This window comes from Pseudomonas sp. H3_A02 (assembly GCF_054671965.1).
The window spans coordinates 2,549,486-2,573,818 of record NZ_CP162807.1; the positions used below are offsets into that span (position 1 = coordinate 2,549,486).

Sequence of the window (24,333 nt, forward strand, 5' to 3'; positions counted from 1 at the left end):
CCGGTTTTCGGCATCTATTACCCCGATCCGTCGTGGTGATTGCCGAGGGTGTCTGATCCACAGGGATCGGGCTCGATGGCTGACACTGCACTCTGCAATCCATATGAATTTGATAGGGAAGGAACACTACATGGCTCTTACTAAAGACCAACTGATCGGCGATTTGGCTGAAGCTGTAGACGCACCAAAAGCTACCGTGCGTGCGCTGCTGGACCAACTGGGCCAAATCGTGGCTGATCAGCTGGAAAATGGCGGCGAAATCACTCTGCCAGGTGTTGGCAAGCTGAAAGTCACCGAGCGTCCTGCCCGTACCGGCCGTAACCCTTCGACTGGCGCTGCCATCGAAATCGCTGCCAAGAAAGTGATCAAGCTGGTTGTGGCCAAAGGCCTGACCGACGCGGTCAACAAGTAAGACCGCTGTAAAAAAACCGTGCCTCGGAGCGATCCGGGCACGGTTTTTTATTGCCTTGGAAAAAGTGGCCCTGTGGCGAGGGGATTTTGTGGGAGCAAGGCTTGCCCGCGACACAGGCGATGCGATCTTTCTGAAACCGAGTCGCTTTCATCGCGGGCAAGCCTTGCTCCCACTGGCCGTGCTCCCACTCAGCCCTTGCGAACCCAACGCGACTGGCGCCACGCCTGCTGCTGTGCCTCGGACTGAAAGGTCCAGGCCACGAATCGACTCTGCTTCTGGCCCTGGGACATCTCTACCACCTGGCTGTGCAGCGCCCCGGCCTTTTTCAGTGCGGCCTGAATCGCCGGCAGATTCGATGCCTTCGACACCAGGGTGCTGAACCACAGCACTTGCCCGGCCACCTGCGCGCTTTCGCCGATCAGTTGCGTCACGAACCGGGCTTCCCCACCCTCGCACCACAACTCTGCGGCCTGACCGCCAAAATTCAGCACCGGCAGCTTGCGCTTCGGGTCGGCCTTGCCCAGCGCCCGCCACTTGCGCTGGCTGCCCTTGGTGGCTTCCTCCAGGGAGGCGTGGAACGGTGGATTGCACATCGTCAGGTCGAACCGTTCGCCGTCTTCCAGCAGACCCAACAGGATCTGTTTGCGGTTGGCTTGCTGGCGCAACTGAATGGCTTTGTTCAGGCCATTGGCTTGGACGATGGCCTTGGCCGAGGCGATGGCGGTCGGGTCGATCTCGGAGCCGAGGAAGTGCCAGCGGTAGTCGCTGTAGCCGATCAGCGGATAGACGCAGTTGGCACCCGTGCCGATGTCCAGCACCTTGACGGCCGCCCCGCGGGGGATTTCACCGTCGTTGTGGCGGGCGAGCAAATCGGCGAGGAAGTGCACATAGTCCGCACGACCTGGCACCGGCGGGCACAGATAATCGGCCGGGATATCCCAGTGGGCGATGCCGTAAAAGGATTTGAGCAGCGCCCGATTGAACACCCGCACGGCTTCGGGGCTGGCAAAGTCGATGCTTTCCTTGCCGTAGGGGTTGATGATCACGAACTTGGCCAATTCAGGCGTGGACTTGATCAACGCGGGGAAGTCATAGCGGCCCTGGTGACGGTTACGCGGGTGCAGGCTGGCCTTCTCCCGCGGCGCCACGGGTTTGGCCTCGGCGGGCTTGGGCTTCTGGCGGGCAGGTTTTGGGGAGCGAGGGGCAGTCATGGGCGGGTCGATTCGGGGAGGGTTCAAAAAGTGGCGGGTATTGTCCCACATCCAGCCCGGTCTTGATGACTGCGCGGTTTAAATGTGGGAGCGGGCTTGCTCGCGAAAGCGGTGTGTCAGTTAACGAATAAGCTATCTGAAACACCGCTTTCGCGAGCAAGCCCGCTCCCACAAGGGACCTTCATTGTTTGGAAAAAAGTGTCAGGCATAAAAAAGGAGGTCCATCAGGACCTCCCTTTCCATTGCGAACCGCCGTTACAGGCTGGAGATCCGCCCATGCTGCTCGGCCAGCTTACCCAGGGCCTGTTCGGCCTCGGCCAGTTTGGCCCGTTCCTTCTCGATGACTTCGGCCGGCGCCTTGTCGACGAAGCCGGCGTTGGACAGCTTGCCGCCGACCCGCTGCACTTCACCCTTCAGACGCAGGATTTCCTTGTCCAGGCGCGCCAGTTCGGCGGCCTTGTCGATCAGGCCGGCCATCGGCACCAGCACTTCCATCTCGCCGACCAGGGCGGTGGCCGACAGGGGGGCTTCTTCGCCGGCGGCCAGCACCGTCACCGATTCGAGCTTCGCCAGCTTCTTGAGCAGCGCTTCGTTTTCGTTGAGGCGGCGCAGGTCTTCGGCGCTGGCATTCTTCAGGAACAGGGTCAGCGGCTTGCCCGGGCCGATGTTCATTTCGGCGCGGATGTTGCGCAGGCCCAGCATGAAGGTCTTGAGCCATTCGATGTCGTCCTCGGCCGCCGGATCGATGCGGGTCTCGTTGGCCACCGGCCACGGTTGCAGCATGATCGTCTTGCCTTGGATGCCCGCCAGCGGTGCGATGCGCTGCCAGATTTCCTCGGTGATGAACGGCATGAACGGATGCGCCAGGCGCAGGGCCACTTCCAGCACGCGTACCAGAGTGCGACGGGTGCCGCGCTGGCGCTCGACCGGTGCGTTTTCGTCCCACAGCACAGGCTTGGACAGTTCCAGGTACCAGTCGCAGTACTGGTTCCAGATGAACTCGTACAAGGCTTGTGCCGCCAGGTCGAAACGGAACTGATCGAGCTGGCGGGTCACTTCGGCTTCGGTGCGCTGCAACTGGGAAATGATCCAGCGATCGGCCAGGGTCAGCTCATAGGCCTCGCCGTTCTGGCCGCAGTCTTCGCCTTTATCCAGCACGTAGCGCGCGGCGTTCCAGATCTTGTTGCAGAAGTTGCGGTAGCCTTCGACGCGGCCCATGTCGAACTTGATGTCGCGACCGGTAGACGCCAGCGAGCAGAAGGTGAAACGCAGGGCATCGGTGCCGTAGCTGGCGATGCCCTCGGCGAATTCTTCGCGGGTGGCCTTCTCGATCTTCTTCGCCAGTTTCGGCTGCATCAGGCCGGAGGTGCGTTTCTGTACCAGGGTTTCCAGGTCGATGCCGTCGATGATGTCCAGCGGGTCGAGGACGTTGCCCTTGGACTTGGACATCTTCTGGCCCTGGCCGTCGCGCACCAGACCGTGGACGTAGACCGTCTTGAATGGTACTTGCGGCGTACCGTCTTCGTTTTTCATCAAGTGCATGGTCATCATGATCATCCGGGCGACCCAGAAGAAAATGATGTCGAAGCCGGTGACCAGCACGTCGGTGGAGTGGAATTTCTTCAGGAACTCGGTCTGCTGCGGCCAGCCCAGGGTCGAGAAGGTCCACAGGCCCGAGCTGAACCAGGTGTCGAGGACGTCGTTGTCCTGAGCCAGGGCCACGTCCGGATCGAGGTTGTGCTTGGCGCGGACTTCGGCTTCATCGCGGCCGACATAGACCTTGCCCGACTCGTCGTACCAGGCCGGAATGCGATGACCCCACCACAGCTGACGGCTGATGCACCAATCCTGGATGTCGCGCATCCACGAGAAATACATGTTCTCGTATTGCTTGGGCACGAACTGGATGCGGCCGTCTTCCACGGCGGCAATCGCCGGCTCGGCCAGCGGTTTGGTGGACACGTACCACTGGTCGGTCAGCCACGGCTCGATGATGGTGCCGGAGCGGTCGCCTTTCGGGACTTTCAGGGCGTGATCGTCGACGCTGACCAGCAGGCCGGCGGCTTCGAACGCCGCGACGATCTGCTTGCGCGCTTCGAAGCGGTCCAGGCCGGCGTATTCGGCCGGGATCTGGCCGTCGACGCTTTCGTTCAGCGTGCCATCGAGGTTGAACGCCTGGGCGGCCGGCAAGACATTGGCGTTCTTGTCGAAGATGTTCAGCAGCGGCAGGTTGTGGCGCTTGCCAACTTCGTAGTCGTTGAAATCGTGGGCCGGGGTGATTTTCACACAGCCGGTGCCGAATTCCGGGTCGCAGTAGTCATCGCCGATGATCGGGATGCGCCGGCCAACCAGAGGCAGTTCGACGAACTTGCCGATCAGCGCCTGGTAGCGCTCATCGTTCGGGTTCACCGCGACGGCGGAGTCACCCAGCATGGTTTCCGGACGCGTGGTGGCAACGATCAGGTAATCCTTGCCTTCGGCGGTCTTGGCACCGTCGGCCAGGGGGTACTTCAAGTTCCACAGAAAACCTTTCTCGTCGTGGTTCTCCACTTCGAGGTCGGAAATGGCCGTGTGCAACTTGGTGTCCCAGTTGACCAGGCGCTTGCCGCGATAGATCAGGCCGTCTTCATGCAGGCGCACGAAGGCTTCCTTCACCGCTTCCGAAAGCCCGTCATCCATGGTGAAGCGCTCGCGGCTCCAGTCCACGGACGAGCCGAGGCGACGGATCTGGCGGCTGATGTTGCCACCGGATTCGTCTTTCCATTCCCAGACTTTCTCGAGGAATTTCTCGCGACCCAGGTCATGGCGATTCTGGCCTTGGGCTTCGAGGCGGCGTTCCACCAGCATCTGCGTGGCGATACCGGCGTGGTCGGTGCCCGGCTGCCACAAGGTGTTGCGACCTTGCATGCGACGGAAACGGATCAAGGCGTCCATGATCGCGTTGTTGAAACCGTGGCCCATGTGCAGGCTGCCGGTGACGTTCGGCGGCGGGATCATGATGGTGTAGGAATCGCCCGCGCCTTGCGGAGCGAAATAATTCTCGGACTCCCAGGTGTTGTACCAGGAAGTTTCAATGGCGTGCGGCTGGTAGGTCTTATCCATGCGCGGCGGGACCCTATTGGCATTTATTCAGGAAAAGCCGGGAAGTATAGCGGGCGGGGCTGGTGCAAGCCACAAGCTGCGAGCGGCTAGTCGGGCATATGTGTGGGTACTGTGAACCTGTGGGAGCGAGCTTGCTCGCGATAGCGGTGGTTCAGCCTGCACCGATATTGGATGTGCCGGCCCCATCGCGAGCAAGCTCGCTCCCACAGGAAGTGCATTCAGTCAGGCGTCCAGTGTTATTCGTACTGGCTCAACAACCGCTCCATCCGCGCATCCAGCCGGCGCTTGATCTCGGTTTCGATGTGTGGGGCGAAGTCGTCGATGACGTCTTGCAGGATCAACTGCGCCGCAGCACGCAATTCACTGTCCAGGTGCAGCAGGGCGTCGGGGCCTTTGGCTTCGGCCTTGGCGGCAGGTTCGGGTTCCGGCTGGCCGTTGATCGGATCGAACAGCAGGGGAATCTGCTCGTCATGCACCGGCTCGTGCACGACCGTGTCGGTCAGCAGCGGCGGTTGCAGGTTGTCGTCGCCGAGCAGTTGGCGGATCGACTCGAGGTCATCCAGCAGGTGCGTGGGCTTTTGTGGCGATTTTGGAGTGTCCATCGTAGGGCTCAGAGTCGCTGTAAACGGTGGTCTTGCAGAGGATAGCCCTGTTCGCGGTAGAAACGGAAACTCTCCCGCGCGGCTTGTCGGATGGCCGGGTCTTCCACCACCACTTCCGCCACGCGGGCGAAGCGCTGGGCAAAGGCAGGTACTTTCAGGTCGAGGTTGACCAGCAGGTCCTGGTGCTGACCGCAGTCATCCCCCAGCCCCAGCACGATCAGCCCCTCGGGTTCGCTTTCGGCCGGGCCGTGGGGCACGAAGCTCTCGCCCTTGAACGCCCACAGGCGTGCGTCCAGGTCATCGCGCTGGGCGGCATCGCTGCAATGCAGGTAGATGCGGTGCCCCATGCGCCAGGCCTTATCGGTGAGCTTGCAGGCGAAATCCAGCCGCGCCGACGGATCGGCGCTGGGCAGGATATAGAAATCGACTTTGGTCATTGCGGTTCCTGAGCCGTCGATGACGCCACCCGAGGGCGACGCCAACGACGGTCATTGGTATCAGGCCTTGGCGCGGTCCAGCAGGTACTGGGTCAGCAGGGGGACCGGACGACCGGTGGCGCCCTTGTCCTTGCCGCCGCTGGTCCAGGCCGTGCCGGCGATGTCCAGGTGCGCCCAGTTCAGGTTCTTGGTGAAGCGCGACAGGAAGCACGCCGCGGTGATGGTCCCGGCTTTCGGGCCGCCGATGTTGGCGATGTCGGCGAACGGGCTGTCCAGTTGTTCCTGGTACTCGTCGAACAGTGGCAACTGCCAGGCGCGGTCGTCGGCTTGCTGACCGGCGCTGAGCAGCTGGTCGATCAGTTCGTCGTTGTTGCCCAAAAGGCCCGAGGTGTGGGCACCGAGGGCGACGACGCAGGCGCCGGTCAGGGTCGCGATGTCGATCACCGCTTGCGGCTTGAAGCGCTCGGAGTAGGTGAGGGCGTCACACAGCACCAGGCGGCCTTCGGCGTCGGTGTTGAGGATTTCCACGGTCTGGCCGCTCATGGTGGTGACGATGTCGCCCGGACGCGAGGCCGTGCCGCTGGGCATGTTCTCGGCGCAGGCCAGGATGCACACCAGGTTGATCGGCAGTTGCAGTTCGAGCACTGCGCGCAGGGTGCCGAACACGCTCGCGGCGCCGCCCATGTCGTACTTCATTTCATCCATGCCGGCGCCTGGCTTGAGGCTGATGCCGCCAGTGTCGAAGGTAATGCCCTTGCCGACCAGTGCGTAGGGCTTCTCGGACTTCTTGCCGCCGTTGTACTGCATGACGATCAGGCGTGGCGGCTGGGCGCTGCCCTGGCCGACGGAGTAGAACGAGCCCATGCCCAGGTCCTTGATCTTCTTCTCGTCGAAGACTTCGACCTTCAGGCCCTTGAATTCTTTGCCTAACGCCTTGGCCTGTTCGCCGAGGAAAGTCGGGTGGCAGATGTTCGGTGGCAGGTTGCCCAGGTCGCGAGTGAAAGCCATGCCATTGGCGATTGCGGTGGCGTGGGTCACGGCGCGTTGGACTTCAGCCTGGGCGGCCTTGATGGTCAGCAGGGTGACTTTTTTCAGGGCGCGGGGTTCGGCTTTCTGGCTCTTGAACTGGTCGAACTGGTATTCGCCGTCCACCAGGGTTTCGGCCAGCAGGCGGTTCTTGCCGTAGCTGTCGCGGCCCTTGACCACCAACTCGTCCAACGCCAGGACGGCATCAGTGCCGCCCAGGCTCTTGAGAGTACCCAGCACGCCGGCAATGATTTTACGGAACGGACGGTCACCCAGTTCGGCGTCCTTGCCTACGCCTACCAGCAGCACGCGATCGGCCTTGAGGTTGGGCAAGCTGTGCAGCAACAGGCTCTGGCCGACCTTGCCGGCCAGGTCGCCGCGCTTGAGCACGGCGCTGATGGCACCGCCGCTCAGGCTGTCGAGCTGGGTGGCGACGACGCCGAGCTTGCGGTTTTCACCGACGGCAACCACCAGCGTGGCGGTTTTCAACGTTTCTGGGCTGACGCTTTTTACAACCAGTTCCATGTCCGGATCCCTGAGTGAATGGTCAAGAGGCCAGGCGCCGAAGAAACAGTGGCGCGCTGAACAGCTGTCTTCTATATAGAGAACGCCGGTACGTGCCGGCGACAAAGGCCGCAGTTTGAACCCCGGTGACCGAGCCTGACAACCCTCGACGGCGCTAACTTTTGGCTTTAAGCACCGGTTTAAAGCGTGCGAAGTGACAGGCGCCTCCAATCACAGGATAATGCGGCTCTTTTTTTGGCGGCTCGCTGCGTGAGCTGGCTCGATACGTTTCTTGTTTGGCCGCCTTAGCCTGACAATCCTGGAGTGTCTGGTTTGATCGTCTTTCGTTATCTATCCCGCGAAGTCCTGTTGACCCTGAGCGCAGTGAGCGCTGTGCTGCTGGTCATCATCATGAGCGGACGCTTCATCAAATACCTTGCCCAGGCGGCCTCCGGCGCCCTGGATCCGGGCTCCCTGTTCCTGATCATGGGGTTCCGCCTGCCGGGCTTCTTGCAGTTGATCTTGCCGCTGGGGTTGTTCCTCGGCATTTTGCTGGCTTATGGGCGCTTGTACCTGGACAGCGAAATGACCGTGCTGTCGGCCACCGGCATGAGCCAGCAACGCCTGTTTCGCATGACCCTGTTCCCGGCCACACTGGTGGCGCTGGTGGTGGCCTGGCTGAGCCTGAGCCTGTCGCCCCAGGGCGCCAACCAGTTCCAACTGCTGATCAACCAGCAGGACGCCATGACCGAATTCGACACCCTGGTGCCAGGGCGTTTCCAGGCCCTGCGCGACGGCACGCGGGTGACCTACACCGAACAGCTCTCGGATGACCGGATCGACCTGGGTGGCGTCTTCATTACGCAAAAGAACTTGTCTTCGGACACCAAGAAGGACCGTGGCATTTCCGTGCTGGTGGCCGAGAAGGGGCGGCAGGAAATCAGCCCCGAAGGCAACCGCTACCTGATCCTGGAAAACGGCTATCGCTACGACGGCAAGCCGGGGCAGGCCGATTACCGGGCCATCAAGTACGACACCTATGGCGTGCTGCTGCCCAAGCCCGAAGTCAGCGAGGAAGTTACCGACCGCGACGCCATGTCTACCGCCAGCCTGCTGGGCAACAAAGACATTCGTGCCCGCACCGAGCTGCAATGGCGCCTGTCGTTGCCGCTGCTGGTGTTCATCGTGACCCTCATGGCGGTGCCGCTGTCGCGGGTCAACCCGCGCCAGGGCCGCTTCCTCAAGCTGCTGCCGGCGATTCTCCTGTATATGGCTTACCTGACCATCCTGATTTCCGCTCGCGGCGCCTTGGAGAAGGGCAAGATTCCGCCAACACTGGGCTTGTGGTGGGTGCATGGCATCTTCCTGGCCATCGGCCTGGGGCTGCTCTATTGGGAGCCACTGCGCCTGAAGCTGGCCAGCCGTCGCGGCGCGTTGGAGGTGGCCCGTGGTTAAACTCGACCGCTACATCGGCAGCAGCGTGTTCATGGCGATCCTCGCGGTGTTGGGGATCATCCTTGGCCTGGCGACCCTGTTTGCCTTCATCGATGAAATGAGCGACGTCAGCGACACCTACACGCTGGCGGACGTGGCGAGCTACGTGCTGCTGACCGCGCCTCGGCGCCTGTACGACATGCTGCCGATGGCGGCGCTGATCGGCTGCTTGATCGGCCTGGGTAGCCTGGCCAGCAACAGCGAGCTGACCATCATGCGCGCCGCCGGCGTGTCCATTGGTCGGATCGTCTGGGCGGTGATGAAGCCGATGCTGGTGTTGATGCTGGTGGGTGTGTTGATCGGCGAATACATTGCCCCGGCCACCGAAAACACCGCCCAGGCCAACCGTTCTCTGGCCCAGGGCGGCGGTGATGCGCAAAGCGCCAAGCACGGCCTGTGGCATCGCCAGGGCGACGAGTTCATCCACATCAACTCGGTCCAGCCCAATGGCATTCTCTATGGCGTGACCCGCTATCGTTTCGACGAGCAGCGGCACATGCTGTCGTCGAGCTTCGCCAAGCGTGCCAAATTCGACGAGGATCACTGGCAGTTGAGTGATGTCACCACCACCCTGTTCCATGACAAGCGCACCGAAGTGGTCGCCGCCCCGCAAGAGCGTTGGGATGTGTCGATCAGCCCGCAGCTGCTCAGCACCGTGGTGATGGCGCCGGAGTCGCTGTCGATTACCGGTTTGTGGGGCTATATCCACTACCTGGCGGACCAGGGCCTGAACAATGGCCGCTACTGGCTGGCTTTTTGGGTCAAGGTGTTGCAACCGCTGGTCACCGCCGCCCTGGTGTTGATGGCGATTTCCTTCATTTTCGGCCCGCTGCGTTCGGTAACCCTCGGCCAGCGGGTGTTTACCGGCGTGCTGGTGGGCTTCACCTTCCGTATCGCCCAGGATCTGCTGGGGCCGTCGAGCCTGGTGTTCGGTTTCTCACCGCTGTTCGCGGTGCTGGTGCCGGCCGGTATCTGCGCGTTGGCCGGGCTCTGGCTGTTGCGCCGGGCGGGTTGATCGACCCTGTAGGAGCTGGCGAAGCCTGCGATCTTTTGATCTTGATCTTTCGCTCCCGATTCAATTGGCAGTGGAAAGATCGCAGCCTCGCTTCGCTCGACAGCTCCTACAATCGCAGTCCAGCGGGGATAAATCCCCTCGCCACAAGTGCCCATCGACAGGCGAACGTGACGCTTGCGCGGTGTATCAGGTACAATTCCCGGCTATTTTTCGGCGGGCCATGCCTGCAGCCTTTTTGAGTGTTGATCCGTGAGTGATTTGAGTCATATCCGCAATTTCTCCATCATCGCCCACATTGACCATGGCAAGTCGACGCTGGCTGATCGCTTCATCCAGATGTGCGGCGGCCTGGCCGAGCGTGAAATGGAAGCCCAGGTCCTGGACTCCATGGACCTCGAGCGTGAGCGCGGGATCACCATCAAGGCCCACAGCGTTACCCTCTACTACAAGGCCCGCGACGGCGTTACCTATCAGCTGAACTTCATCGATACCCCGGGCCACGTCGACTTCACCTATGAAGTCAGCCGGTCGCTGGCGGCCTGTGAAGGTGCGTTGCTGGTGGTCGATGCCGGCCAGGGCGTCGAGGCCCAGTCGGTTGCCAACTGCTACACGGCCATCGAGCAGGGCCTGGAAGTCATGCCGGTGCTGAACAAGATCGACCTGCCCCAGGCCGATCCGGACCGCGTGAAGGAAGAAATCGAGAAAATCATCGGCATCGACGCCACCGACGCGGTCACCTGCAGCGCCAAGACCGGCCTGGGCGTGGATGAAGTGCTCGAACGCCTGGTGCATACCATTCCCGCGCCAACCGGCAACATCGAAGATCCGCTGCAAGCGTTGATCATCGACTCCTGGTTCGACAACTACCTGGGCGTGGTCTCCCTGGTTCGCGTGCGCCACGGCCGCGTGAAGAAGGGCGACAAGATCCTGGTCAAGTCCACCGGCAAGATCCACCTGGTGGACAGTGTCGGTGTCTTCAACCCGAAACACACCGCCACCGTCGACCTGAAGGCCGGTGAAGTGGGCTTCATCATCGCCGGCATCAAGGACATCCACGGGGCGCCGGTCGGTGACACCCTGACCTTGAGCTCCACCCCCGACGTCGATGTGCTGCCTGGTTTCAAACGCATTCAGCCGCAGGTCTATGCCGGTCTGTTCCCAGTCAGCTCCGACGACTTCGAGGATTTCCGCGAAGCCCTGCAAAAGCTGACCCTGAACGACTCATCCCTGCAATACACCCCGGAAAGCTCCGACGCCCTGGGCTTCGGCTTTCGTTGCGGGTTCCTGGGCATGTTGCACATGGAGATCATCCAGGAGCGCCTGGAGCGCGAGTATGACCTGGACCTGATCACCACGGCGCCGACGGTTATTTTCGAGCTGCTGCTCAAGAACGGCGAAACCATCTACGTCGACAACCCGTCCAAGCTACCGGACCTGTCGGCCATCGAAGACATGCGCGAGCCGATCGTGCGGGCCAACATCCTTGTGCCTCAAGAGCACCTGGGTAACGTCATTACCCTGTGCATCGAGAAGCGCGGCGTGCAGCACGACATGCTGTTCCTCGGCACGCAGGTCCAGGTGACCTACGACCTGCCGATGAACGAAGTGGTGCTGGACTTCTTCGACCGTCTCAAATCCACCAGTCGCGGCTATGCTTCGCTGGACTATCATTTCGATCGTTACCAATCGGCTAATCTGGTGAAGCTGGATGTGCTGATCAACGGTGAGAAAGTCGATGCCCTGGCATTGATCGTGCACCGTGACAACGCGCACTACAAAGGTCGTGCATTGACCGAGAAGATGAAGGAACTGATTCCGCGGCAGATGTTCGATGTGGCAATCCAGGCCGCCATTGGCGGGCAGATTGTGGCGCGTACAACCGTCAAGGCGCTCAGAAAGAACGTATTGGCCAAATGCTACGGCGGCGACGTCAGCCGTAAGCGCAAGCTGTTGGAAAAGCAGAAGGCCGGTAAAAAACGCATGAAGCAGGTCGGTAACGTGGAAATTCCACAGGAAGCCTTCCTTGCGGTGCTCAGGTTGGATAGTTAGGTCCTATGTCGCTAAATTTCCCGCTGTTGCTGGTTATCGCCGTGTTTGTCTGCGGTCTGTTGGCGTTGCTTGATCTGTTGTTCCTGGCGCCTCGGCGCCGGGCGGCCATCGCCTCTTATCAGGGCAGCGTCAGCCAGCCTGATGGTGTGGTGATCGAAAAGCTCAACAAGGAACCGCTGCTGGTCGAATACGGCAAGTCGTTCTTCCCGGTGCTGTTCATCGTGCTGGTGCTGCGTTCGTTCCTGGTGGAACCGTTCCAGATCCCGTCCGGTTCGATGAAGCCGACCCTGGACGTGGGCGATTTCATCCTGGTGAACAAGTTCTCCTACGGGATCCGCCTGCCGGTGATCGACAAGAAAGTCATCGAGGTGGGTGACCCGCAACGCGGCGATGTCATGGTGTTCCGCTTCCCGAGCGATCCGAACGTCAACTACATCAAGCGCGTGGTCGGCCTGCCGGGCGACACGATCCGCTACACCGCCGACAAGCGTCTGTTCGTCAATGGCGAATCAGTCGCTGAGCAGTTGCTCGGCTCCGAGCCGGGTACGCTGGGCAGTGCCGAACTCTACCGGGAAAAACTCGGCGAGGCCGAACACCTGATCCGCAAGGAAATGAGCCGCTACCGCGCCACGCCGGACCGTTCCTGGACCGTGCCGGCGGGGCACTATTTCATGATGGGCGACAACCGCGACAACTCCAACGACAGCCGTTACTGGGATGATCCGAACATTCCCAAGGACATGCTGGGCATGGTCCCGGACCGGAACATCGTCGGCAAGGCCTTTGCAGTCTGGATGAGCTGGCCGGAACCCAAACTCAGTCACCTGCCGAATTTCTCGCGGGTTGGCCTGATCAAGTAATCACACACGGCGCTGTTGAACACAGCGCCGAATGCTTTTCTGGAGCCTTACAAGGTTGCCCGGGGGCATGAAGCCAACGATAGTCAGGACGTCATTTTTGAACACAGCGTTAATTGTCCCAAGCCAATGGTGCCTTGCCACCATGGCGGTGGAATCCAGCCACGAACTCAGCGTGGGTAAACCGTGAGCGTTTCTCTAAGCCGTCTCGAGCGTCAGCTCGGCTACACCTTCAAGGACCCGGACCTGATGCTCCTGGCCCTCACTCACCGCAGTTTTGCCGGGCGCAACAACGAACGCCTGGAATTCCTCGGTGATGCCATCCTTAACTTCGTGGCCGGTGAGGCGCTGTTCGAGCGCTTCCCGCTGGCCCGCGAAGGCCAGTTGTCGCGTTTGCGCGCGCGATTGGTAAAAGGTGAGACCCTGGCCGTACTGGCCCGTGGTTTCGACCTGGGCGAATACCTGCGACTGGGCTCCGGAGAACTGAAAAGCGGCGGTTTCCGTCGTGAGTCGATCCTGGCCGATGCCCTGGAAGCGTTGATTGGCGCGATCTATCTGGATTCAGGCATGGAAATGGCGCGCGAACGCGTGCTGGCCTGGCTGACTTCCGAGATCGACAGCCTGACGTTGGTGGACACCAACAAGGACCCGAAGACCCGTTTGCAGGAATTCCTGCAATCGCGCAGTTGCGATCTGCCGCGCTACGAAGTCGTGGATATCCAGGGTGAGCCGCATTGCCGTACCTTCTTCGTCGAATGCGAAGTCGTCCTATTGAATGAAAAAAGCCGGGGCCAAGGTGTGAGTCGTCGTATTGCCGAACAGGTAGCGGCCGCCGCAGCACTGATTGCCCTGGGCGTGGAGAATGGCAATGACTGATACAACCGTCACCCGCTGCGGCTATGTCGCCATTGTCGGTCGGCCGAACGTGGGCAAGTCCACGCTGCTGAACCACATCTTGGGCCAGAAGCTGGCGATCACCTCGCGCAAGCCCCAGACCACCCGTCACAACATGCTCGGCATCAAGACCGAAGGCGCCGTGCAGGCGATCTACGTCGACACCCCGGGCATGCACAAGGGCGGCGAAAAGGCCCTGAACCGCTACATGAACAAGACTGCCTCGGCGGCGTTGAAAGACGTCGACGTGGTGATCTTCGTGGTCGACCGCACCAAATGGACCGAAGAAGACCAGATGGTCCTCGAACGCGTCCAGTACGTGACCGGCCCCTTGATCGTGGCGCTGAACAAGACCGATCGCATTGAAGACAAGGCCGAGCTGATGCCGCACCTGTCCTGGTTGCAGGAACAGTTGCCCAATGCCCAGATCATCCCGATCTCTGCCCAGCACGGCCATAACCTCGACGCGCTGGAGCGGGTGATTGCCGAACATCTGCCGGAAAACGATCATTTCTTCCCTGAAGACCAGATCACCGACCGCAGCAGCCGTTTCCTTGCCGCCGAGCTGGTGCGCGAGAAAATCATGCGCCAGATGGGCGCCGAGCTGCCGTACCAGATCACCGTCGAGATCGAAGAGTTCAAGCAACAGGGCAAGACCCTGCATATTCATGCGCTGATCCTCGTCGAACGTGACGGCCAGAAGAAAATCATCATTGGCGACAAGGGTGAGCGCATCAAGCGCATCGGCACCGAGGCGCGCAAGGACATGGAGTTGCTGTTCGATTCCAAGATCATGCTCAACCTGTGGGTCAAGGTGAAGGGCGGCTGGTCCGATGATGAGCGGGCGTTGCGTTCGTTGGGTTACGGCGACCTGTAACTCGTCCAGCGGCACACCACCGACCTTGTGGGAGCGGGCTTGCTCGCGAAGGCGATGTGTCAGTTAACGATTATGTTGACTGATACACCGCCTTCGCGAGCAAGCCCGCTCCCACATTGGTTTTATGTTGTTTATAAATTGTGCTCGGCCCGTGAGACTTCGTTTCCATGTCCCCCACCCAACCCATCGCCCAACCCGCCTACGTCCTCCACAGCCGCGCCTACCGCGAAAGCAGCGCCCTGGTGGACTTCCTCACGCCCCAAGGGCGGTTGCGGGCGGTGTTGCGGGGCGCGCGGGGCAAGGCGGGGACACTGGCGCGACCGTTCGTGCCGCTGGAAGTCGAGTTCCGCGGCCGGGGCGAGTTGAAGAACGTCGGGCGCATGGAAAGCAACGGCGTTGCCGCCTGGCTCAACGGCGAGGCGTTGTTCAGCGGCTTGTACCTCAATGAACTGCTGATCCGCCTGCTGCCCGCCGAAGACCCTCATCCGGCCGTCTTCGACCACTACGCCGCCACGCTGCTGGCCCTGGCCGAAGGCCGTCCCCTGGAGCCGCTGCTGCGTTCGTTCGAATGGCGGCTGCTGGATGACCTGGGCTATGGCTTCGCCCTGAACACCGACCTGCACGGTGAACCCATCGCCGCCGACGGCCTCTACCGCTTGCAAGTGGATGCCGGCCTGGAGCGGGTCTACCTGCTGCAACCGGGGTTGTTCAACGGCGCCGAGCTGCTGGCCATGGCCGAGGCCGACTGGAGCGCTCCGGGCGCCTTGTCGGCAGCCAAGCGCCTGATGCGCCAGGCCCTGGCCGTACATCTGGGCGGTCGGCCCCTGGTCAGTCGCGAGCTGTTTCGCAAGCCCTGATCAACCCGTATGCTGTGGGCCGACTATTCGTCCCTTCAGGAGCCTTTTCGTGAGCACCAGCAATCGCATTCTTCTCGGCGTGAACATCGACCATGTCGCCACCCTGCGCCAGGCCCGCGGTACGCGTTACCCGGATCCAGTCAAGGCCGCACTGGACGCGGAAGAAGCGGGGGCCGACGGCATCACCGTGCACCTGCGTGAAGACCGTCGCCACATCCAGGAGCGCGACGTGCTGCTGCTCAAGGACGTGCTGCAAACCCGCATGAACTTCGAAATGGGCGTGACCGAAGAAATGATGGCGTTCGCCGAGCTCATCCGCCCGGCGCACATCTGCCTGGTGCCGGAAACGCGCCAGGAACTGACCACCGAAGGCGGCCTCGACGTGGCAGGGCAGGAGTCGCGGATCAGCCTGGCGGTGGAACGCTTGTCGAAGATCGGCGCTGAAGTGTCGCTGTTCATCGATGCCGACGAACGGCAGATCGAAGCGTCCAAGCGGGTCGGTGCCCCGGCCATCGAACTGCACACCGGTCGTTACGCCGATGCTCAAACCCCTACGGACGTGGCCGATGAGTTGCAGCGGGTCGCCGATAGCGTCGCCTTTGGCCTGGCCCAGGGCTTGATCGTCAATGCCGGCCACGGCCTGCACTATCACAACGTCCAAGCCATCGCGGCCATCAAGGGCATCAACGAGCTGAACATCGGCCACGCGCTGGTGGCCCATGCGTTGTTCGTCGGGTTCAAGTCGGCGGTGGCGGAAATGAAAGCGCTGATCCTGACTGCCGCCAAGTCCTGAGTCCATCACCTCATCCTGTAGGAGCAGCCTGTGGGAGCAAAGCTTGCTCGCGATAACGGTTTGACTGTCAGTCCGCTATCGCGAGGAAGCTTTGCTCCCACAGGCACCACATTAAGGAGTGTTTGTTCCCACAGGTCACCCCCAGATTAAGGGGGGCATGGCCATCAGAGCTGCGGGGTTTCCTGGCTCGGCTTGCTCTTGTCGACACCCGGCACATGCAGGTTGCCCTCGGCCACTTGGTCGCCTTCGAGTTGCGGCTGCGTCACCCAGGTCAGGATGTCGTAGTAGCGACGGATGTTCGCCACGAAATGCACCGGCTCGCCGCCCCGGGCGTAGCCGTAGCGGGTCTTGCTGTACCACTGTTTCTGGGACAGGCGCGGCAGGATTTTCTTCACATCCAGCCACTTGTTCGGGTTGAGCCCTTCCTTGGCCGCCAGTTTGCGGGCGTCGTCCAAGTGGCCGCTGCCGACGTTATAGGCGGCGAGGGCGAACCAGGTGCGGTCGGGCTCCTCGATGCTCTCGTCCAACTGCTCCTTCATGTAGGCCAGGTACTTGGCGCCGCCCATGATGCTTTGCTTCGGATCCAGGCGGTTGGACACGCCCATGGCCTGGGCGGTGTTCTGGGTCAGCATCATCAGGCCACGCACGCCGGTCTTGGACGTGACCGTCGGTTGCCACAGCGATTCCTGGTAGCCGATCGCCGCCAGCAGGCGCCAGTCAACTTTCTCTTTCTTGGCGTAGGCCTTGAAATGTTGTTCGTATTTGGGCAGGCGTTGCTGCAAGTGTTGGGCGAACGTGGTGGCGCCCATGTAGCCGAGGACGTCAACGTGCCCGTAATAACGGTCTTTTAACCGCTGCAGGGTGCCGTTTTTCTGCACCTTCTCCAGGTAGCTGTTGATCTCGTTGAGCAGGCTGTTGTCCTCGCCGGGGGCCACCGCCCAGCTCTGGCTGCGGGCATCGCCCAGGTCAAAGGCCACGCGCACGTTGGGGAAGTACACCTGGTTCATCGCCACTTCGTTGGAATCCACCAGGGTCAGGTCGATCTGGCCCTCGTCGACCATGCGCAGCAGGTCGACCACTTCAACCGCGTCGGACTCTTCGTATTCGATGCCAGGGTATTGCTGCTTCAACTGCGCCAGTTGTTCGGCGTGGGTGCTGCCCTTGAGCACCATGATCTTCTTGCCCGCCAGGGCGGCCGCGTCGGTGGGGCGTGACTGGCCGTTGCGGTAGATGATCTGCGGGGTGACTTCCAGGTAGGAGCGGGAAAAGCGCACCTGCTTCTTGCGCGGTTCGCTGCTGACCAGGCCTGCGGCCGCCAATACCGGACCGTTGGGCTTGCCGATCTGGCTGAACAGGTCATCGAGGTTGTCGGCGGTCTCGATCTTGAGCTCCACACCCAAATCGTCGGCGAAGCGCTTCACCAGCTCGTATTCGAAGCCGGTCTCACCATTGCGATCCTGGAAGTAGGTGGCGGGGCTGTTTCGGGTAACCACCCGCAGCACGCCATCCTCCTTTACGCGCTCCAGTGTGTTGGGTTTCTCAACACAACCACTGAGCACCAGGAAGAGTCCGGTTGCGATCAGCCATTTGGCATATCGCGGACGCAAAGCCGTTGGGGAAAACATCTGCGCAGTATACGCAAACGGCCCCTACCGCCATATCTCGACAGCAAAAGGCCAGTCTGCTAGCGGTTGCAAAACATGTCCGCAACACCGGCCGGCCGGCGTGCGGCGGGCTTTGCGTCGCTGAAAAATATCTCTGCGCGAACCTTGGCACGGGTGTCCAGTATCGCTGAATGCGCAAAGACCGACATTCGGCCAGCACCGTGCGTGCCGTTTCGGGTGCCGTTGCCGGCGGTTTAGGCTAGAATGCACGGCCTCAAAGCACACCCCCTTCCCGAGGCTGTCCCGAAGATGTTGATCCTGCGCGGCGCTCCTGCCCTTTCTGCCTTTCGCCACAGCAAACTCCTTGAGCAACTGAGCCAGAAGGTTCCGGCTGTCAGCGGCTTGTATGCTGAATTCGCTCACTTCGCCGAAGTCACCGGCGGTTTGACCGGCGACGAACAGCAGGTGCTCGCGCGCCTTCTGAAGTACGGCCCCAGTGTTCCTGTCCAGGAGCCGGCCGGTCGCCTGTTCCTGGTATTACCGCGTTTCGGCACCATTTCGCCATGGTCGAGCAAGGCCAGTGACATCGCCCGCAACTGCGGCCTGGCGAAAATCCAGCGCCTGGAGCGCGGCATTGCCTTTTATGTGGCCGGTGAGTTCAGCGAGGCCGAGGCCCAGTTGATCGCCGAAGGCCTGCATGACCGCATGACCCAAGTCGTGCTGGGCAATCTGGAGCAGGCCGCCGGTCTGTTCAGCCACGCCGAACCCAAGCCGTTGACTGCCATCGACGTACTGGGCGGCGGTCGTGCCGCGCTGGAAAAAGCCAACGCCGAATTGGGCCTGGCCCTGGCCGAAGACGAGATCGATTACCTGGTCAACGCCTTCCAGGGCTTGAAGCGCAACCCCCACGACATCGAACTGATGATGTTCGCCCAGGCCAACTCCGAGCACTGCCGGCACAAGATCTTCAACGCCAGTTGGGACATTGACGGCCAGAGCCAGGAAAAAAGCCTGTTCGGCATGATCAAGAACACCTATCAGATGCACAACGAAGGTGTGCTGTCGGCCTACAAGGACAACGCCGCGGTGATCGTCGGCAACGTTGCCGGGCGTTTCTACCCGAACCCTGAGACCCGCCAGTACGGTGCGGTCCAGGAGCCGGTGCACATCCTGATGAAGGTCGAGACCCACAACCACCCGACCGCCATTGCGCCGTTCCCGGGCGCGTCCACCGGTTCCGGTGGCGAGATCCGCGACGAAGGCGCCACCGGGCGTGGTGCCAAGCCCAAGGCCGGCCTGACTGGCTTTACCGTGTCGAACCTGCAGATCCCGGGCTTCGAACAGCCGTGGGAAAAGCCCTACGGCAAGCCTGAGCGCATCGTCAACGCCCTCGACATCATGATCGAAGGTCCCCTGGGCGGTGCGGCGTTCAACAACGAATTCGGTCGTCCGGCCCTGACCGGCTACTTCCGTACCTTCGAACAGTCCATCACCACCCCCCGTGGTGAAGAAGTTCGTGGTTACCACAAGCCGATCATGCTCGCGGGCGGCATGGGCAACATCCGCGCCGAACACGTGCAGAAAGGCGAGATCCTGGTCGGCTCCAAGCTGATCGTCCTCGGCGGCCCGGCCATGTTGATCGGCCTGGGTGGCGGCGCCGCTTCTTCCATGGCCACCGGCACCAGCTCGGCGGATCTGGATTTCGCCTCGGTCCAGCGGGAAAACCCGGAAATGGAACGCCGTTGCCAGGAAGTCATCGACCGTTGCTGGCAGTTGGGTGAACACAACCCTATCAGCTTCATCCACGACGTCGGCGCGGGTGGCCTGTCCAACGCCTTCCCGGAACTGGTCAACGACGGTGGCCGTGGTGGTCGCTTCGAACTGCGCAACATTCCGAACGACGAGCCGGGCATGGCCCCGCACGAAATCTGGAGCAACGAATCCCAGGAGCGTTACGTCCTGGCGGTCGGCCCGGCTGACTTCGAGCGCTTCCAGGCCATTTGCGAACGTGAACGCTGCCCGTTCGCCGTGGTCGGTGAAGCCACCGCCGAGCCGCAACTGACCGTGACCGACAGCCACTTCGGCAACAGCCCGGTGGACATGCCGCTGGAAGTGCTGCTGGGCAAGGCCCCGCGCATGCACCGTTCGGCGGTTCGCGAAGCCGAGCTGGGCGATGATTTCGACCCGTCGACGCTCGACGTCGCTGATTCTATCGAACGCGTACTGCACCACCCGGCCGTGGCGAGCAAAAGTTTCCTGATCACCATTGGCGACCGCACCATCACCGGCCTTGTGGCCCGTGACCAGATGGTCGGCCCATGGCAGGTGCCGGTGGCCGACGTGGCCGTGACCGCCACCAGCTTCGACGTCTACACCGGCGAAGCCATGGCGATGGGCGAGCGCACGCCGCTGGCACTGCTGGACGCTCCGGCGTCGGGCCGCATGGCGATCGGCGAGACCCTGACCAATATCGCAGCCTCGCGCATCGGCAAGATCTCCGACATCAAGCTGTCGGCCAACTGGATGTCCGCCGCCGGCCACCCGGGTGAAGATGCCCGCCTGTACGACACCGTCAAGGCTGTCGGCATGGAGCTGTGCCCTGAGCTGGGCATCACCATTCCGGTGGGCAAGGACTCCATGTCCATGGCCACGCGCTGGAACGACGAAGGCGTGGACAAGAGCGTGACCTCGCCGCTGTCGCTGATCGTGACCGGTTTCGCCCCGGTCACCGACATCCGCCAGACCCTGACCCCGCAACTGCGCATGGACAAGGGCACTACCGATCTGATCCTGATCGACCTGGGCCGTGGCCAGAACCGCATGGGCGCCTCGATCCTGGCCCAGGTGCATGGCAAGCTCGGCTCGCAAGCACCGGACGTCGATGATGCTGAAGACCTGAAAGCGTTCTTCGCCGTGATCCAGGGCCTCAATGCCGACGGTCACCTGCTGGCTTACCACGACCGTTCCGACGGCGGTTTGCTGACCACCGTGGTGGAAATGGCCTTTGCCGGCCACTGCGGCCTGAGCCTGACCCTCGACAGCGTCGCCGAGTCCAAAGCCGAGATCCCGGCCATCCTGTTCAACGAAGAACTGGGTGCAGTGATCCAGGTTCGCCAGGACGCCACCCCGGACATCCTCGCCCAGTTCAGCGCCGCCGGCCTGGCCGATTGCGTCTCGGTGATCGGCCAGCCGATCAACAACGCCCACATCAACATCACCTTCAATGGTGACACCGTCTTCGAAGGCCAGCGCCGCCTGTTGCAGCGCCAGTGGGCGGAAACCAGCTACCAGATCCAGCGCCTGCGCGACAACGCCGAGTGCGCCGAGCAGGAATTCGACGCGCTGCTGGAAGAAGACAACCCGGGCCTGAGCGCCAAGCTCAGCTACGACGTCAACGAAAACGTGGCCGCGCCCTACATCAAGAAAGGCATTCGCCCACAAGTGGCGGTCCTGCGCGAGCAGGGCGTCAACGGTCAGGTGGAAATGGCGGCGGCGTTCGACCGCGCCGGTTTCAACGCGATCGACGTGCACATGAGCGACATCCTCGCCGGTCGTGTCGACCTGAACGACTTCAAGGGCATGGTTGCCTGCGGCGGTTTCTCCTACGGCGACGTGCTGGGTGCCGGTGAAGGCTGGGCCAAGTCGGCGCTGTTCAACAGCCGCGCCCGCGATGCGTTCCAAGGGTTCTTCGAGCGTAACGACAGCTTCACCCTCGGCGTGTGCAACGGTTGCCAGATGATGTCCAACCTGCACGAGCTGATTCCGGGTAGCGAGTTCTGGCCGCACTTCGTGCGTAACCGTTCCGAGCAGTTCGAAGCCCGCGTGGCGATGGTCCAGGTGCAGGAGTCGAACTCGATCTTCCTGCAGGGCATGGCCGGTTCGCGCATGCCGATCGCCATCGCCCACGGTGAAGGCCACGCGGAATTCGAAAGTGAAGAAGCCTTGCTCGAAGCCGACCTGTCCGGTTGTGTGTCGCTGCGTTTCGTCGACAACCACGGCAAGGTCACCGAAACCTACCCGGCCAACCCGAACGGCTCGCCACGCGGGATCACCGGCCTGACCAGCCGCGACGGCCGCGTCACGATCATGATGCCGCACCCGGAACGTGTGTTCCGCGCGGTGCAGAACTCGTGGCGTTCGGACGACTGGAACGAAGACGCGCCATGGATGCGCATGTTCCGCAACGCCCGCGTCTGGGTGAACTAAGGCGGTGTACAAGCTCTGCTTTTTCGTCCCGGCCAGCCATGTGGACGAGGTCAAGAGCGCTGTGTTCGCCGCCGGTGGCGGGCGAATTGGCGACTATGACCACTGCGCCTGGCAAGTGTTGGGCCTGGGCCAGTTTCGCCCGTTGGACGGCAGCCAGCCGTTCATTGGCGAGGCGGGGCAGGTCGAGCAGGTCGAGGAATGGAAAGTGGAGCTTGTCGTGGCCGACGAGTTGATCCGCCCCGTGGTGGAGGCGCTGAAACAGAGCCATCCCTACGAGACACCGGCGTATGAAGTGTGGCGGTTGGAGGATTTCTGATCCCCTGGCGCCTGAATGAAAAACCCGCTGATTGATTCAGCGGGTTTTTTATTGTTGTGGCGAGGGGATTTATCCCCGCTGGGCTGCGAAGCAGCCCCAAAACAACCAAACGCAATTTGCCTGACATACCGAGGTGCTTGGTTTAGGGCAGCTGCGCAGCCCAGCGGGGATAAATCCCCTCGCCACAGGGGGTGGGCTGTCAGAAGTGTTGGGTGTGTGCCGGCCTCATCGCGAGCAAGCTCGCTCCCACAGTGGGTTTGTGTTGTTCACAAAACAAGTGATCGACACCGAACCCTGTGGGAGCGAGCTTGCTCGCGATGGCGGACTATCAAGTAGCGGAAGATCTAGGCTTTGACATCTGCCTTACGACTCAGCACCGCCGCCTCCAACGCCCGCCACAACCCCGGCGCTTTCTCCCCCAACAACAAGTGCCACACACCATCTTCCAGCGAGCTGACACCCTGGCAACCCAGCGCCTTGAGCTGGCTTTCCGACAATCCCTTGCCATCGGCCAACTGCACCCGCAAACGGCTCATCGCCACGCAATCGAGCTGCACCACATTCGCGCCACCGCCCAGGGCCGCGAGCCATTGCTGCGCTTCGGCTTCAGAGACGACGGTCGGTAGGGCAGGCTCAGCCACGGCGGCCACGGGCGCGTTGGTTGGCCGTTCGGAAGAGGGCAACGCCAAGCGGATTTCGTCGGCGATGCTGTCGGCCATCGGCCCCACCACCACCTGCAGGCTGCCGCCATTGCCGGGGCGGACCACGGCCATGGCGCCGAGGGCCTTGAGCTGGGCGTCGGACGCTTTGTTGCGATCCACCAGGTCCAGTCGCAGGCGCGTGGTGCAGGCGCCGAGGGTGATCAGGTTGTCAGCGCCGCCCAAGGCCTGGATGTAGGCAGCGGCGCGCTGGTTTTCGGCGATGGCCGGTTTGTCGCCCGCCGGCACCTCTTCACGCCCCGGCGTCTTCAGGTCGAAGCGACGGATGCAGAAGTCGAACACCAGGTAATAGATCGCTGCGTAGGCCAGGCCCACCGGGACGACCAACCAGCCGTTGGTGGATTTTCCCCAGCCCAGGACCATGTCGATAAAGCCCCCGGAGAAGGTAAAACCCAGGTGAATGCCCAGCAGATTGGTCACTGCCATCGACAGGCCGGTGAGCAGCGCGTGGACCAGGTACAACAGCGGCGCAAGGAACATGAAGGCGAATTCGATCGGTTCGGTGACACCGGTCAGAAACGAGGTCAGCGCCATGGACAGCAGAATCCCGCCCATGACTTTGCGGCGCTGGGGCAGGGCGTTGCGGTACATCGCCAGGCACGCGGCGGGCAGGCCGAAGAGCATCACCGGGAACATGCCGGTCATGAACTGGCCGCCCTTGGGGTCGCCGGCGAAATAACGGGTCAGGTCACCGGTGACCACCGCGCCGGTGGTCGGGTCGGTAAAGCTGCCGAAGATGAACCAGGCCATGTTGTTGAGGATGTGGTGCAAGCCGGTGACGATCAGCAATCGATTGAATACGCCGAAGACGAACGCGCCGAAACTGCCGCTGGCCATCAGCAGCTCGCCGAAGCTGTTGATGCCGTGCTGGATCGGCGGCCAGACCAGGCCGAACACCAGGCCAAGGCCCACGGCGCTGAAACCGGTGACAATCGGCACGAAGCGCCGGCCGCCAAAGAACGCCAGGTACTCCGGTAGCTTGATGTCCTTGAAGCGGTTGTACAGCGCACCGGCCAACAGGCCGCTGATGATCCCGGCGAGCATGCCCATGTTGATGGTCGCGTCGAGCACCTTCAGCGTCGCGATCATGACCAGGTAGCCGATGGCCCCGGCCAGCCCCGCCGTGCCGTTGTTGTCCCGGGCGAAACCCACGGCGATGCCAATGGCGAAGATCATCGGCAGGTTGGCGAAAATCGCTCCGCCGGCGTCGTGGATGATCGCGATATTCAACAGGTCCGTGTCACCCAGGCGCAGCAGCAGGCCGGCGATCGGCAGGATCGCGATAGGCAACATCAGCGCCCGGCCAAGGCGTTGCAGACCTTCAATGAAATGCTGGTACATGGCGTCTCTCCTTTTAT

At 62.0% G+C, this 24,333-nt stretch carries 18 protein-coding genes; 11 read left to right on the top strand and 7 right to left on the bottom strand.

Annotated features, from left to right (window positions below; genetic code table 11):
* The first annotated feature begins 130 nt into the window (after positions 1-130).
* The gene (locus AB4N80_RS11230; RefSeq protein WP_122567171.1) at positions 131-412 is read left to right on the top strand and encodes an HU family DNA-binding protein; all 282 of its coding nucleotides are present in this window, start codon (positions 131-133) and stop codon (positions 410-412) included.
* A 188-nt stretch (positions 413-600) separates the two neighbouring features.
* On the opposite strand, the gene rlmF is transcribed toward AB4N80_RS11230, so the two are convergent.
* The 5 genes from rlmF to AB4N80_RS11255 form a co-directional block, all read right to left on the bottom strand.
* On the bottom strand, positions 601-1,623 hold the full coding sequence (rlmF, locus tag AB4N80_RS11235; protein ID WP_122567170.1) for a 23S rRNA (adenine(1618)-N(6))-methyltransferase RlmF: 1,023 nt from the start codon (positions 1,621-1,623) through the stop codon (positions 601-603).
* Between the two features lie 255 nt (positions 1,624-1,878).
* Positions 1,879-4,725, bottom strand: a complete 2,847-nt coding sequence (locus tag AB4N80_RS11240; RefSeq protein ID WP_460082008.1) for a valine--tRNA ligase — start codon at positions 4,723-4,725, stop codon at positions 1,879-1,881.
* A gap of 236 nt (positions 4,726-4,961) precedes the next feature.
* Positions 4,962-5,327: a DNA polymerase III subunit chi gene (locus AB4N80_RS11245; RefSeq protein ID WP_122567168.1), complete on the bottom strand. Its 366-nt coding sequence runs from the start codon at positions 5,325-5,327 to the stop codon at positions 4,962-4,964.
* Between the two features lie 8 nt (positions 5,328-5,335).
* The gene (locus AB4N80_RS11250; RefSeq protein WP_354336299.1) at positions 5,336-5,764 is read right to left on the bottom strand and encodes a DNA polymerase III subunit chi; all 429 of its coding nucleotides are present in this window, start codon (positions 5,762-5,764) and stop codon (positions 5,336-5,338) included.
* 60 nt (positions 5,765-5,824) lie between these two features.
* Positions 5,825-7,315 (bottom strand): leucyl aminopeptidase, encoded by a 1,491-nt coding sequence (locus AB4N80_RS11255; RefSeq protein WP_305482220.1) that lies wholly within the window; start codon positions 7,313-7,315, stop codon positions 5,825-5,827.
* Between the two features lie 312 nt (positions 7,316-7,627).
* Here AB4N80_RS11255 and lptF point away from each other — a divergent pair, with 312 nt between their 5' ends.
* The 8 genes from lptF (at position 7,628) to pdxJ (ending at position 16,130) form a co-directional block, all read left to right on the top strand.
* Positions 7,628-8,749, top strand: coding sequence for an LPS export ABC transporter permease LptF (gene lptF, locus AB4N80_RS11260; RefSeq protein WP_122567165.1), 1,122 nt, complete (start codon positions 7,628-7,630; stop codon positions 8,747-8,749).
* On the top strand, positions 8,742-9,803 hold the full coding sequence (gene lptG / locus AB4N80_RS11265) for an LPS export ABC transporter permease LptG (protein ID WP_460082013.1): 1,062 nt from the start codon (positions 8,742-8,744) through the stop codon (positions 9,801-9,803). Before lptF ends, lptG begins: the two co-directional genes overlap by 8 nt.
* A 249-nt stretch (positions 9,804-10,052) precedes the next feature.
* Complete coding sequence (gene lepA / locus AB4N80_RS11270) at positions 10,053-11,852, top strand: translation elongation factor 4 (protein ID WP_122567163.1); 1,800 nt, start codon at positions 10,053-10,055, stop codon at positions 11,850-11,852.
* 5 nt (positions 11,853-11,857) lie between these two features.
* Positions 11,858-12,712: a signal peptidase I gene (gene lepB, locus AB4N80_RS11275; RefSeq protein ID WP_122567162.1), complete on the top strand. Its 855-nt coding sequence runs from the start codon at positions 11,858-11,860 to the stop codon at positions 12,710-12,712.
* Between the two features lie 183 nt (positions 12,713-12,895).
* Positions 12,896-13,585 carry a ribonuclease III gene (rnc, locus tag AB4N80_RS11280; RefSeq protein WP_122567161.1) on the top strand — a complete coding sequence of 230 codons (690 nt, stop codon included), beginning with the start codon at positions 12,896-12,898 and terminating at the stop codon, positions 13,583-13,585.
* Positions 13,578-14,480 carry a GTPase Era gene (era, locus tag AB4N80_RS11285; RefSeq protein WP_072345611.1) on the top strand — a complete coding sequence of 301 codons (903 nt, stop codon included), beginning with the start codon at positions 13,578-13,580 and terminating at the stop codon, positions 14,478-14,480. The genes rnc and era overlap by 8 nt, the downstream gene beginning before the upstream one ends.
* 167 nt (positions 14,481-14,647) lie before the next feature.
* Positions 14,648-15,337 carry a DNA repair protein RecO gene (recO, locus tag AB4N80_RS11290; protein ID WP_122567160.1) on the top strand — a complete coding sequence of 230 codons (690 nt, stop codon included), beginning with the start codon at positions 14,648-14,650 and terminating at the stop codon, positions 15,335-15,337.
* Between the two features lie 49 nt (positions 15,338-15,386).
* Positions 15,387-16,130: a pyridoxine 5'-phosphate synthase gene (pdxJ, locus tag AB4N80_RS11295; RefSeq protein WP_122567159.1), complete on the top strand. Its 744-nt coding sequence runs from the start codon at positions 15,387-15,389 to the stop codon at positions 16,128-16,130.
* A gap of 164 nt (positions 16,131-16,294) precedes the next feature.
* Here the strand turns inward: pdxJ and mltF are convergent, their stop codons facing one another.
* Entirely contained in the window at positions 16,295-17,755 is a 1,461-nt protein-coding gene (mltF, locus tag AB4N80_RS11300; RefSeq protein WP_305468317.1) for a membrane-bound lytic murein transglycosylase MltF, read from the bottom strand.
* 288 nt (positions 17,756-18,043) lie between these two features.
* On the opposite strand from mltF, the gene purL reads away from it, so the two are divergent.
* Together purL and AB4N80_RS11310 are read left to right on the top strand one after the other, a co-directional pair.
* Complete coding sequence (gene purL / locus AB4N80_RS11305) at positions 18,044-21,940, top strand: phosphoribosylformylglycinamidine synthase (protein ID WP_122567157.1); 3,897 nt, start codon at positions 18,044-18,046, stop codon at positions 21,938-21,940.
* Between the two features lie 4 nt (positions 21,941-21,944).
* A complete protein-coding gene (locus AB4N80_RS11310; protein WP_122567156.1) occupies positions 21,945-22,256 on the top strand; it encodes a YqfO family protein in 312 nt (103 codons plus the stop codon).
* Positions 22,257-22,600: 344 nt separating this feature from the next.
* On the opposite strand, the gene nagE is transcribed toward AB4N80_RS11310, so the two are convergent.
* Positions 22,601-24,316 carry an N-acetylglucosamine-specific PTS transporter subunit IIBC gene (gene nagE, locus AB4N80_RS11315; RefSeq protein ID WP_122567155.1) on the bottom strand — a complete coding sequence of 572 codons (1,716 nt, stop codon included), beginning with the start codon at positions 24,314-24,316 and terminating at the stop codon, positions 22,601-22,603.
* Positions 24,317-24,333 lie beyond the last annotated feature (17 nt).